A 13,044-nucleotide genomic window follows, 5' to 3' on the forward strand; every position below is an offset into this window, starting at 1 on the left:
CATGCGTACTCTCTGTGCTTCGACGCTGATCGGCGAGTTCTTCGTCATCGGCTTCGCCGGGCTGGTCGCCATGAAGGACCCGGATCTGGCCATGACCACGGTCTGGACGGTCAGCGGCATCGCCATGTTCCTCTGCGTCCTGCTGTGCGGTCTCGTCACCAGGCCCGGTGGGACCCAGCTCGGCTGGGCGCTCCAGATCGCGCTGATCCTCTCCGGGTTCTTCGTCCCGACGATGTTCTTCCTGGGCGCGGTCTTCGCCGCCCTGTGGTGGGCCTCGATCCACTACGGACGGAAGATCGACGAGGCCAAGGCCCGGTTCGCCGCGCAGGCCGCCACCGAGGCCGGTGCGTCCTCCGGAGCATCATGACGCTGCGTAATACGGTGCCGGGCGCGCCCTGTAGCCTCTGAGCTCCGCACCCGCGTGAAACGAAGGAGTCACCACAGTGAGCCAGCGCACCCTCGTCCTGCTCAAGCCCGACGCCGTCCGGCGGGGCCTGACCGGCGAGATCATCAGCCGCATCGAGCGCAAGGCCGGCTGGCAGATCACCGCGCTGGAGCTGCGGACCCTGGACCAGGAGACGCTGGAGCAGCACTACGGCGAGCACAAGGGCAAGCCGTTCTACGAGCCGCTCGTCGCGTTCATGGCCTCCGGTCCGGTCGTCGCCCTGATCGTCGAGGGCGAGCGGGTCATCGAGGGTGTCCGCGCGCTGGCCGGACCGACCGACCCGATCGCCGCCGCGCCCGGCTCCATCCGTGGTGACTACGGAGTGATCGTGCGCGAGAACCTCATCCACGCGTCGGACTCGGAGGAGTCGGCCGAGCGCGAGGTCAAGATCTTCTTCCCCGGGCGCGCGTAGTAGCGTTCGCGACGGCGGGGGTCGGCGAGTCGCTCGCTCCCGCCGCGCGAACACCGCTGGACTCCGGCCACCACCGCCGGACTCCGGCCACCACCTCTGGAAGACCCGAACGACCCCTGGCGGACCGGGAAAGCCTCCGGGACCCCCGGGACACTTCCACCACACCCGGCCACCACCCACACGGCCTACACCCCGGCTGACCAGCCAACCCCGCCTAGAATTGGGCCGTACAACGGCATATGCGCGGCGATCGGGGGAACGCGCATCCCCGATGGACCGTCTCCAGAGGCGAGGCGGCGCATCGCATGCCCACAATGGCGAAGACCCTCGCGCAGTGTTCGTGCGGGCGAGACTACGATGTAAGCCTTCACGTCACAGCACCCACTTCGCCGACCCGAAAAAGCCCTGAAAAGCCCTCAAAAGCCGTCAGTGCTCCGCTTGGGAAGGCCACACGAATCCTGATGGGGAACTCAATGTCGTTCATCGGCCGTGACATGGCTGTCGACCTCGGGACCGCCAACACGCTGGTGTACGTCAGGGGTCGCGGGATCGTACTGAACGAGCCGTCCGTCGTCGCGATCAACACCAACACCGGTGGCATTCTCGCGGTCGGCGCGGAGGCGAAGAAGATGATCGGGCGGACCCCCGGCAACATCGTTGCCGTACGTCCGCTGAAGGACGGTGTCATCGCCGACTTCGAGATCACCGAGCGGATGCTCCGCTACTTCATCCTGAAGATCCACAAGCGGCGGTATCTCGCCCGTCCTCGGGTCGTCGTCTGCGTGCCGTCCGGCATCACCGGTGTCGAGCGTCGTGCCGTCATCGAGGCGTCCTCCCAGGCAGGCGCCCGTCAGGTGCACATCATCGAGGAGCCCATGGCCGCGGCCATCGGCTCCGGCCTGCCGGTCCACGAGGCCACGGGCAACATGGTGGTGGACATCGGCGGCGGCACCACGGAGGTCGCGGTCATCTCCCTCGGCGGCATCGTCACCGCCCAGTCCATCCGCGTCGCGGGCGACGAGTTGGACAACGCGATCATCCAGCACATCAAGAAGGAGTACTCACTCCTCCTCGGTGAGCGGACGGCCGAACAGATCAAGATCACGATCGGTTCGGCGTACGACCTCGACGCTGACGAGCACACCGAAATCCGCGGCCGGGACCTGGTGTCCGGGCTGCCCAAGACCGTCGTCATCTCCGCCGGGGAAGTACGGAAGGCGATCGAGGAACCCGTCAACGCCATCGTCGATGCCGTCAAGACGACCCTCGACAAGTGCCCCCCGGAACTCTCCGGCGACATCATGGACCGGGGCATCGTCCTCACCGGCGGCGGCGCCCTCCTGCGCGGTCTCGACGAACGGCTGCGCCGGGAGACCGGAATGCCGATCCATATCGCCGAGGACCCGCTCGACAGCGTGGCGCTCGGCTCCGGCAAGTGTGTCGAGGAGTTCGAGGCGTTGCAGCAGGTGCTCGACGCCCAGCCCCGCAGATGACGTAACGCTTCGATTCCGCCGTACGGGACGTTCTCCTCTCGTGCGGCGGATCGTTGATATTGAGGCATAAGCTCCACAAAGCGCCCCTGTCGTTCCCGTGCCGGGATTCCCAGGGGCTACCCGAATTCCCCAATTCCTGTCGAATTCCTATGAGGAAGGCACGGCCGCCGCACGTGAGGGACACACGAGAGAGCCGGCTGCTCCTGGTGCTGCTGATCGCCGTCGCGTTCGCGCTGATCACGGTGGACATCCGCGGCGGGAAGGATTCACCGGTCGACGGTGCCCGACGTGCCGCCGCCACCGTCTTCGGCCCGATCGAGGACGGTGTGTCGACCGCCGTCGACCCCATCGGCAACGCCATAAGCGCCGTCCGCGACTCCGGCTCCCGCCACGACCGCCTCGCCGCGCTGGAGAAGGAGAACGCCGAACTCAAGGCGGCCCTCGGCAGCGACGACCGCAACAGCAGCAGGGTCGAACAGCTCGACAAGATGCTGAAGACCGCCGCGAACGGCCGGTACGGCATCAAGGGCGCCGAGGTCATCGCCATAGGAGCGGCCCAGGGCTTCTCCTGGACCGTCACCATCGACATCGGCACCGAGGACGGCATCACCCGCGACATGACCGTCCTCAACGGCAACGGGCTGGTCGGCCGCGTCACCACCGTCGGGCCGAACACCGCGACCGTCCTCCTCGCCAACGACCCCGACTTCACCGTCGGCACCCGGATGGAGGCCACCGACGAACTCGGCTTCGCCTCCGGCCAGGGCGACCGGCCGCTGCGCGTCGAACTGCTCAACGGCAAGGCCAAGGTGAAGGAAGGCGATCGTCTCGTCACCTTCGGCTCCCAGGCCGACAAGCCGTTCGTCCCGGGTGTCCCGGTCGGTGTCGTCTCCCGAGTCGACCCCTCCGGCGGCGACCTCACCCGCACGATCTACGTCAAGCCGTTCGTGGCCTTCACCCAGTTGGACATCGTCGGCGTCGTCGTCCAGCCGCCCCGCAAGGACCCGCGCGACACCGTCCTGCCGGCCAAGCCGAAGGCCACCCCCACGCCCACCGTGACGGTCACGGTCACACCGGGCGCGGACGAACCGGGCGACGGCGCCGACGGACAGTCGCAAGAGCAGTAGACGTAGGACAGTAGGAGCTGACCCCCTGATGCGCTTCAACCGGATGCTGCTCTCCACCACCCTGGTGATCGTCGCCCTGGTGATCCAGGTGAGCGTCCTCGCCAGACTCCATCTCCCGGGCGCCGTACCGGACCTGGTGCTCCTCACCGTGCTCGGCCTCGCCCTGGTCTACGGCCATGTCGGCGGCGCCCTGATCGGCTTCGGCGCCGGGCTGCTGTCCGACCTCGCGCCACCCGCCGACCACGCGGCAGGACGGTACGCCCTGGTCCTCTGCGTCATCGGCTACCTCGCGGGACTGGCGAAGCCCGAGACGGGCCGCCTGAAGTCGGCGACCGGACCGATGGTCGTGGTCGTCGTCGCCGCCCTCGGCTCCACCCTCCTGTACGCCGGTGTCGGCGCCCTCGTCGGCGACGACGCGGCCCGCCACGTCGGCCTGCCCAGCCTGCTGTTCACCGCCGCGCTCTACGACCTGCTGCTCGCGCCCTTCGTCGTCCCCGGCGTCATCGCGCTCGCCCGGCGCGCCGAGAACGACCCGCTCGCCGAGACCGGCAGCGCCGCCAAGGCGACCGACGTCGCCTCCGGCTGGCTCTCCTCCGGCACCGGCCTGCGCATCGGCAACCAGCGCGGCGGACTCCGCATCAAGGCCGCGCGCTCACGGATGGCCAGGGCGGGACGCATCAAGGGGGTCAAGCGGCTGTGACGGCACGGCAATCGGACAGCGGAACCGATCACCGCCGAGCGGTGTACCCCATGTACCGGCACCACGCGCACCACCCGCACACGCACTGAGAGGGGGAGACAGGCAGTGACCAACATCCCGGAGACCGGGCGGACCCCACGGGTCCAGATCCGGCTCGTCATCATCCAGATCCTCGTCTTCTCCCTCCTCGGCACCCTCGGCGGCCGCCTCTGGTACCTCCAGATCCGCGAGGGCGACGCCTACGCCAAGGAAGCCTCCGGCAACCACGTCCAGCAGGTCGTCCAGCCCGCCGTGCGCGGCTCGATCCTGGACGCGCGCGGAGTGCCGATCGCGGACAACGAGACCCGCCTCGTCGTCTCCGCCTCCCGCACCGACCTGCTCAAGATGGACGACGACGGCAAGGCCGTCCTCACCAAGCTCGCCGGCGTCCTGGACATGAAGCCCAAGGACGTCATGGACAAGGTCCGGCTCTGCGACTCGGAGACCCCCCAACCCTGCTGGAACGGCTCGCCCTACCAGCCGATCCCCATCACCGACGAGGCCACCGCCAAGCAGGCCCTCCAGATCCGCGAGCGCTCCGAGGACTTCCCCGGCATCACCGCCGAACCCCAGGCCGTCCGCCGCTACGCCAGCCCCGGCGGCTCCAAGACCTCCCAGGTCCTCGGGTACCTCTCCCCGGTCACCGACGAGGAGATCACCAAGGCCCAGGACACCGACTCGCCGTATCTGCGCTCCGACCAGGTCGGCCGCTCCGGCCTGGAGCGCCAGTACGACAAGGAGCTGCGCGGCAAGGCCGGCGTCACCCGGTACGAGGTCGACAACCTCGGCCGGGTCATCGGCGAGGCCGAGGCCGACCCCGCCCAGCCCGGCGCCAACCTAGTCACCAGCATCGACGCCCGAGTGCAGCGCATCGCCGAGTACGAACTCAACGAGGCGATGAAGGAAGCCCGCAAGCAGAACGACCGCAACACCGGGACCAACTACAAGGCGGACTCCGGCGCGGTCGTCGTGATGGAGGCCAAGACCGGCCGTGTGGTGGCCATGGCCTCCAACCCGGACTACGACCCCAACGCCTGGGTCGGCGGCATCTCCGCCAAGGACTACGCCAAGCTCACCGGCAAGAAGTCCAACTACCCGCTGCTGAACCGCGCGATCCAGGGCCAGTCGGCCCCCGGCTCCGTCTTCAAGGTGATCCCGACGGCCGCCGCGGTGAACGCCGGCTACTCCTTCAACGGCCCGTACCAATGCTCCAGTTCGTACTCGATCGGCGGCCAGGTCTTCAAGAACTTCGAGTCCCAGAGCCATGGCGCGATCAGCCTCGGCAAGGCGCTGGAGGTCTCCTGCGACACCGTCTTCTACCGCCTCTCCCACGAGGAGTGGAAGCGCGACGGAGGTATCAAGCCCAAGAAGGGCGCCAACGACTGGTTCTACAAGACCGCCCACCAGTTCGGCCTCGGCGCCGAGACCGGCATCGACCTGCCGAACGAGGTCACCGGCCGCATCCCGGACCGCCAGTGGAAGCAGAAGTACTGGGAGGACAACAAGGACGCCTGGTGCAAGTACGGCAAGAAGGGCGGCTCGTACGCCGAGCAGATCGCGTACGAGAACTGCCTCGAAGGCAACCGCCTGCGTGCCGGTGACTCCGTCAACTACTCCATCGGCCAGGGCGACACCCTCGTCACCCCCATCCAGATGGCCACCATCTACGCGGCCATCTCCAACGGCGGCACCCTCTACGACCCCACCGTCGGCAAGGCGATCATCAGCGCCGACGGCAAGAACGTGCAGGAGATCGCACCCAAGTCGCACGGCAAACTGCCGATGACGAAGAAGACCCTCAGCGAGATAGACGAAGCCCTTGAGGGAGTCGCGACCCGAGGTACGGCAGCCTGGCGCTTCCAGGGCTGGCCGCAGGACGAGATCCCGATCCACGCCAAGACGGGTACGGCCGAGGTCTACGGCAAGCAGACGACCTCCTGGTTCACCACGTACACCAAGGACTACTCGATCGTCATGACGATCTCCCAGGGTGGTACGGGCTCCGGCGCCTCGGCACCCGCCGTGCGCAAGCTCTACAACGCGCTCTACGGCGTCTCCGAGGACGGAAAGATCGACAGGAAGAAGGCACTGCTGCCCACCCCGCAGAAGGGTCTGCCGAAGATCGAGTCCGACGGTTCGATCGACTCCCCGAAGCTGGAGTCCTACCCGCCGAAGAAGTCGAAGAAGGAAGCCGCAGAGGACGGTGCCCAGGTGGTCGCCGCGGGGCCCGGCGCCCGACCGGTCTCCTTCGACGTCCCGGCGGCGATCCTCGACACGCGGGGCGGCGGCACCAACCGCGCCGCCCGCCGACGCGACGATCGAGGTCGACGGCGCGGGGGCGGCGGCGGAGGCCGTTGCGGCAGCGGCGGCGGTGGCTGTCGCGGTGGTCGGGGACGGAGGAGGTCCGGATGACCGGCAACAGCTTCTCCGTCTCCGGGTACGGGCCCGAACGCACCGGCTGGACCCGGCTGTTCGCCCGTGACTCGCTCGCCCGCCGGCTCGACTGGCCGATACTGTTCTCGGCCATCGCGCTCTCCCTGATCGGCGCGGCCCTCGTCTACTCGGCGACCCGCAACCGCACCGAGCTCAACCAGGGCGACCCGTACTACTTCCTGCTCCGGCACCTGCTCAACACCGGCATCGGCTTCGCCCTGATGATCGGCACGGTCTGGCTCGGCCACCGCACCCTGCGCACGGCCGTGCCCATCCTGTACGGCATCTCGGTGCTGCTGATCCTGCTGGTGCTCACCCCGATGGGCGCGACCATCAACGGCGCGCACGCATGGATCGTCGTCGGCGGCGGCTTCTCGCTCCAGCCCTCGGAGTTCGTGAAGGTCACGATCATCCTGGGGATGGCGATGCTGCTGGCGGCCCGGGTGGACGCGGGCGACAAACCCCACCCCGACCACCGCACGGTCGTCCAGGCCCTCGGGCTCGCAGCCGTCCCGATACTGATCGTGCTGCTCATGCCCGACCTCGGCTCGGTCATGGTCATGGTGGTCATCGTGCTCGGCGTCCTGCTCACCTCCGGCGCCTCCAACCGGTGGGTCCTCGGCCTCATCGGCACGGGCGCGGTGGGCGCGATCGCCGTCTGGCAGCTCGGGGTGCTCGACGAGTACCAGATCAACCGCTTCGCGGCCTTCGCCAACCCCGAACTCGACCCGGCCGGCGTGGGTTACAACACCAACCAGGCCCGGATCGCCATCGGCTCCGGCGGGCTGCTCGGCACCGGGCTGTTCAAGGGCTCGCAGACCACGGGACAGTTCGTGCCCGAGCAGCAGACCGACTTCGTGTTCACGGTGGCGGGGGAGGAGCTCGGCTTCGTGGGCGCCGGGCTGATCATCGTGCTGCTCGGTGTCGTCCTGTGGCGGGCCTGCCGGATCGCCCGCGAGACCACCGAGCTGTACGGCACGATCGTCGCCGGCGGCATCATCGCCTGGTTCGCCTTCCAGTCCTTCGAGAACATCGGCATGACCCTCGGCATCATGCCTGTGGCGGGCCTGCCGCTGCCGTTCGTGTCGTACGGCGGTTCGTCGATGTTCGCGGTGTGGGTGGCGGTGGGGTTGCTGCAGTCCATCAGAGTGCAGCGCCCGATGTCGGCGTAAGGTCCCGGTGCTCCTCAGGGGCAGACCTCCGCTCCCTCCATGGGGGCGATGGTCTGCCCCTTCGCCGAATATGCGACTAGATTCATTTCATGGCGGACACAAAGCGCGAGATCGAGCGGAAGTACGAGTCCGACGAGAGCGGCCTGCCGGACCTCACCGGTGTGGCCGGGGTCGCGACCGTCATAGACAAGGGTGTGGCGGAGCTGGACGCCGTCTACTACGACACCCCCGACGAACGCCTCGCCGCGGCCTCCATCACCCTGCGTCGCCGTACGGGCGGCAGTGACGCGGGCTGGCATCTGAAGTTCCCCGTCTCCTCGGGCGTACGGGACGAGATCCGGGCTCCGCTGTCCGACACGCTGCCCGACGAACTCGCCGGGCTGGTCCGCTCCCGGGTGCGGGCGGCGGAGCTGGTCCCGCTGGTCCGTCTCCTCTCCACCCGGGCCGTCAGCGAGCTGCTCGACGCCGACGGCAGGCTCCTCGCCGAGGCCAGCGTGGACGCCGTGGTCGCCGAACGGCTCACCGACAAGGGCCGGACCGCACAGTGGTCCGAGATCGAGGTCGAACTCGCCGACGACGGCGACCCCGCGTTCCTCGACAAGGTCGAGAAGAAGCTGCGCAAGGCGGGCGTACGGCCGTCGGACTCGCCGTCCAAGCTCGCCAGGGCCCTCCAGGAGACGGCCCCCGCGAAGGGGAAGAAGGCCAAGAAGGACGGGAAGGACGGGAAGAGCGAGAAAGGCGGCAAGGGCGCGAAGGGGAAGGGAGCCGGTGAGCCGCTCACGCCCGGGGACCATGTCCTCGTGTACATCCGGGCCCAGCGGGACGCGATCGTCGAGCTGGACCCCGCCGTCCGCCGCGACGTGTTCGACTCCGTCCACAGCATGCGGGTCGCCACGCGTCGCCTGCGCAGCACCTTCAAGTCGTTCGGCAAGGTCCTGGACCGGGCGGTCACGGACCCGATCGGCGAGGAGCTGAAGTGGCTCGCGGGGGAGCTGGGCGTCGACCGTGACCAGGAGGTTCTGACGGAGCGCCTCACCGAGGCACTGGACGGCCTCCCCGAGAGCCTGGTGACGGGCCCGGTCCACGCACGGCTGCGCGCCTGGTCGCGGAAGGACGGAGGTACCGGCCCCCGGACCGAACTGATCGAGGCCCTGGACGGACCGCGCTATCTGGAGCTGCTGGAAACCCTCGACGCCGTGATCGCGGACCCGCCGCTGCTCAAGGCCGCCCACGGCGATCCCGAGAAAGTGATCACCAAGGCGGTCGAGAAGGACTTCGGCAAGGTGGCGGCCCTCGTCGAGGAGGCCCTGGCCCAGCCGCCCGGCGCCGACCGCGACCTCGCCATGCACGAGGCCCGCAAGAAGACCAAGCGGACCCGGTACGCGGCCGAGGCGGCCCGTCCCCTCCTGGGTAAACCGGCCAAGGCACTCGTCAAGGACATGAAGTCCCTGCAGACCCTCCTCGGCGACCACCAGGACAGCGTGATGGCCCGCGAGGCCCTGCGCGACCTCGCCCACCAGGCCCACGCGGCACCGGGGGAGAGCGCCTTCACATACGGGCTGCTGTACGGCAGGGAGGAGCGCCGGGCGGAGCTGGCGGAGGCGGAGCTGCCCGGGAAGTGGAAGAGGATCAGCGCGGACATGCCCTTCTGAGCTGCGCAGGTGAGCCCCGCCGCTAAACGGGCGTGCGAGGGGTGTCTCCGGGGGCGTTAGGCTAGATGGTCACCCCCTGTCAGCTCACGAAGGTAACCCCCGCGATGTCTGTCGAGTCGGTCTTCCCACAGCTAGAGGCCCTGCTCCCGCATGTGCAGAAGCCGATCCAGTACGTCGGCGGTGAGCTCAACTCCACCGTCAAGCCCTGGGAGTCCGCGGACGTCCGCTGGGCGCTCATGTACCCGGACGCGTACGAGGTCGGTCTGCCCAACCAGGGCGTCATGATCCTCTACGAGGTGCTGAACGAGCGCGAGGGCGTCCTCGCCGAGCGCACGTACAGCGTGTGGCCGGACCTGGAGGCGCTGATGCGGGAGCACGGCGTCCCGCAGTTCACCGTCGACAGCCACCGCCCGGTGCAGGCGTTCGACGTGTTCGGTCTGTCCTTCTCCACGGAGCTGGGCTACACCAACATGCTGACCGCCCTGGACCTCGCCGGGATCCCCCTGGAGTCCAAGGACCGCACGCTCGAGGACCCGATCGTGCTGGCCGGCGGCCACGCGGCCTTCAACCCTGAGCCGATCGCCGACTTCATCGACGCGGCGATCATCGGCGACGGCGAGCAGGCCGTGCTGGACATGACCGAGATCATCCGCGCCTGGAAGGCGGAGGGCAGGCCCGGCGGCCGCGAGGAGGTCCTCTTCCGCCTCGCGAAGACGGGCTCGGTGTACATCCCCGCGTTCTACGACGTCGAGTACCTGCCCGACGGCCGTATCGGCCGCGTCGTGCCCAACAAGTCCGGTGTCCCGTGGCGGGTGTCCAAGCACACCGTCATGGACCTCGACGAGTGGCCGTACCCCAAGCAGCCCCTCGTCCCGCTCGCCGAGACGGTCCATGAGCGGATGTCGGTGGAGATCTTCCGCGGCTGCACCCGCGGCTGCCGCTTCTGCCAGGCGGGCATGATCACCCGCCCGGTGCGGGAGCGTTCCATCACGGGCATCGGCGAGATGGTCGAGAAGGGCCTCAAGGCGACCGGCTTCGAGGAGGTCGGCCTGCTCTCCCTCTCCTCCGCCGACCACAGCGAGATCGGCGACATCGCCAAGGGCCTGGCGGACCGGTACGAGGAGGACAAGATCGGTCTGTCCCTCCCCTCGACCCGCGTGGACGCCTTCAACGTCGACCTCGCGAACGAACTGACCCGCAACGGCCGGCGCTCGGGTCTGACCTTCGCGCCCGAGGGCGGCTCCGAGCGCATGCGCAAGGTCATCAACAAGATGGTCTCGGAGGAGGACCTGATCCGGACGGTCTCCACGGCGTACGGCAACGGCTGGCGCCAGGTGAAGCTGTACTTCATGTGCGGCCTGCCGACGGAGACCGACGAGGACGTCCTCCAGATCGCCGACATGGCGATGAACGTGATCGCCGAGGGCCGCAAGGTCTCCGGCCAGAACGACATTCGCTGCACGGTCTCGATCGGCGGGTTCGTCCCCAAGCCGCACACGCCGTTCCAGTGGGCGCCGCAGCTCTCCGCCGAGGAGACCGACGCCCGGCTCGAAAAGCTTCGCGACAAGATCCGCGGCGACAAGAAGTACGGCCGTTCCATCGGCTTCCGCTACCACGACGGCAAGCCGGGCATCGTCGAGGGCCTGCTGTCGCGCGGCGACCGCCGCATCGGCGCCGTCATCCGCGCGGTCTACGAGGACGGCGGCCGCTTCGACGGCTGGCGCGAGCACTTCTCCTACGACCGCTGGATGAGCTGCGCGGACAAGGCCCTCGCGGACTTCGGCCTCGACGTCGACTGGTACACGACCCGCGAGCGCACCTACGAGGAGGTCCTGCCCTGGGACCACCTGGACTCCGGCCTCGACAAGGACTGGCTCTGGGAGGACTGGCAGGACGCCCTCGACGAGACCGAGGTCGAGGACTGCCGCTGGACACCGTGCTTCGACTGCGGCGTGTGCCCGCAGATGGACACCCACATCCAGATCGGCCCGACGGGCAAGAAGCTGCTGCCGTTGTCGGTCAAGCAGCCGGTGGGGAGTGCGCCGCACAGTCACGGTCACTGACCCGGCCGAGGCGGCAGGTCGTAGAGGGGTGTCCGGAGGGCCGTTCGTCGGTCTCCGGGCACCCCTTCTCACGTACTACCGGCCGGTCGCGCGGGGCGTGACGGTCGAGCCGCCGTTGACGATGTTGTTCGCCGTCTGGAGTTCGACCCGGTACCACGGCCGCGGGTTGCCCTGTTCGTCGTCGCAGTTCAGGGTGGCGTGGGGCTGCGTGTCCACCGGCACGCAGGTGGTCTCCCAAATCTGGCCCACGGTGGTGACGACATTGAACTTGACGAGCCCCTTCGAGGCGCCGGCCTGCTCACCCTTGGGCTGGCCCTTGTCCTCGCCGTGGTCCGTGCCGGAGCTGCCGCCATGGTCCTTGCCGGTGTCCTGGGTGTGACCGCTGCCCGACCCCTGGCTGTGGCTCTGCCCGGTCTGCTGGGTGTGTCCGCTGCTCGTGCCCTGGCCGTGGCTCTGCCCCGTGTTCTGGCTGTGTCCCTGGCTCTGGCTCTGGCCGGCCTGTTGGGCGTGCCCCTGGCTCTGGCCGGTCTGCTGGGCGTGGCCCTGGCTCTGGCCGTGCTCCTTGCCCGTCTCCTCGCCGGTTTCCTTCTGCCCGTGCCCGTGCCCGTGGCCCTCGCCGTGGCCGCTCGTGTTGACGGAGACACCGCAGGCGAAGCCGACGTAGCGGTCCCGCGAATCACGGCCGCCTGCCGGGAAGTTGGGGTGGGTGCTGAGGTCGGTCCACAGGAACGGGTGGGCGACCTCGCCCTGGAGGTCGCGGATGCCGGCGAAGACCCGTCCGTCGCTCAGCACGACCCGGAACTCGCGCTTCTTGGAGTCCTGTACCGCGTCGATGTCGGCGCAGGGACCGGCGGGCCCCGTGGCACCGGTGGCTCCCGTCAGCCCGTCCGCTCCAGTGGGTCCGGTGGGACCCTCGGGCCCGACGGAGCCGTCCGCTCCCGTGGGTCCGGTGGGACCTGTTGCACCAGTGAGGCCGGCGGGACCGTCCGCGCCGGTCGCGCCAGTGGCTCCGGTGGGACCTGCGGGGCCCGTCTCGCCGGTGTCACCTGGGGGGCCCTCGGGGCCGACTTCGCCCTGCGGACCGGTGTCGCCCCTGGGGCCGGTCGGGCCCTGGGGTCCGGTCGGGCCGGCGGGGCCCACCTCGCAGTGGTCGTCGTAGCCACCGAGTGCCGCCGTGCGGTTCTGGTCCTGATCGTTGTACCAGTCGGGTGACGATCCGTCGTAGTGGTCCTGATGTTGTCCGTTGTCGGTGTGGTGCTGATCACCGTGATCGTCGGCGGGCGGGCACCCGTCGTTGCCGCCCCTCGTCACGGTGGAGTGCTCGGACACGCTCAGCGTTGCCGCCGCGGCGGGGCCGGCCAGTCCGGCGGTCACCGCCAGTGCGAGCGAGGCATACGTGCTGACCTTGGTGATCCTGTGGCGTGCCAGCGGGCCTATCAGCGAGATCGTCCTGCGCTCAGGACTCATCGATGGGCTCCTCGTTTCGACCGGTTCGGGGCTTTTCCCCG

10 protein-coding genes are annotated in these 13,044 nt (G+C 69.0%); 9 read left to right on the forward strand and 1 reads right to left on the reverse strand.

The window, feature by feature from the left end:
• The first annotated feature begins 1 nt into the window (after position 1).
• From E4N62_RS02455 to E4N62_RS02495, 9 genes are all read left to right on the forward strand, one after another.
• Positions 2–367: a DUF4233 domain-containing protein gene (locus E4N62_RS02455; protein WP_230211719.1), complete on the forward strand. Its 366-nt coding sequence runs from the start codon at positions 2–4 to the stop codon at positions 365–367.
• A gap of 76 nt (positions 368–443) precedes the next feature.
• Positions 444–857 (forward strand): nucleoside-diphosphate kinase, encoded by a 414-nt coding sequence (gene ndk / locus E4N62_RS02460; protein WP_184894113.1) that lies wholly within the window; start codon positions 444–446, stop codon positions 855–857.
• A 473-nt stretch (positions 858–1,330) separates the two neighbouring features.
• Entirely contained in the window at positions 1,331–2,350 is a 1,020-nt protein-coding gene (locus E4N62_RS02465) for a rod shape-determining protein (RefSeq protein WP_005479350.1), read from the forward strand.
• 173 nt (positions 2,351–2,523) lie between these two features.
• Entirely contained in the window at positions 2,524–3,477 is a 954-nt protein-coding gene (mreC, locus tag E4N62_RS02470; protein ID WP_230211720.1) for a rod shape-determining protein MreC, read from the forward strand.
• 28 nt (positions 3,478–3,505) lie between these two features.
• Positions 3,506–4,177 carry a rod shape-determining protein MreD gene (gene mreD, locus E4N62_RS02475; protein WP_230211721.1) on the forward strand — a complete coding sequence of 224 codons (672 nt, stop codon included), beginning with the start codon at positions 3,506–3,508 and terminating at the stop codon, positions 4,175–4,177.
• A gap of 105 nt (positions 4,178–4,282) precedes the next feature.
• Complete coding sequence (gene mrdA, locus E4N62_RS02480; protein WP_230211722.1) at positions 4,283–6,628, forward strand: penicillin-binding protein 2; 2,346 nt, start codon at positions 4,283–4,285, stop codon at positions 6,626–6,628.
• Positions 6,625–7,821, forward strand: a complete 1,197-nt coding sequence (rodA, locus tag E4N62_RS02485) for a rod shape-determining protein RodA (protein WP_230211723.1) — start codon at positions 6,625–6,627, stop codon at positions 7,819–7,821. The genes mrdA and rodA overlap by 4 nt, the downstream gene beginning before the upstream one ends.
• 89 nt (positions 7,822–7,910) lie before the next feature.
• Positions 7,911–9,473 (forward strand): CYTH and CHAD domain-containing protein, encoded by a 1,563-nt coding sequence (locus E4N62_RS02490; RefSeq protein ID WP_230211724.1) that lies wholly within the window; start codon positions 7,911–7,913, stop codon positions 9,471–9,473.
• 104 nt (positions 9,474–9,577) lie between these two features.
• Entirely contained in the window at positions 9,578–11,536 is a 1,959-nt protein-coding gene (locus E4N62_RS02495) for a TIGR03960 family B12-binding radical SAM protein (RefSeq protein WP_230211725.1), read from the forward strand.
• 75 nt (positions 11,537–11,611) lie between these two features.
• Here E4N62_RS02495 and E4N62_RS48500 read toward each other — a convergent pair whose 3' ends face one another.
• Complete coding sequence (locus E4N62_RS48500; RefSeq protein ID WP_308184825.1) at positions 11,612–13,003, reverse strand: collagen-like protein; 1,392 nt, start codon at positions 13,001–13,003, stop codon at positions 11,612–11,614.
• Positions 13,004–13,044: the final 41 nt, after the last annotated feature.

The sequence above is a fragment of the Streptomyces sp. MNU76 genome, assembly GCF_020982545.1.
In the GTDB taxonomy this organism is placed as follows: domain Bacteria; phylum Actinomycetota; class Actinomycetes; order Streptomycetales; family Streptomycetaceae; genus Streptomyces.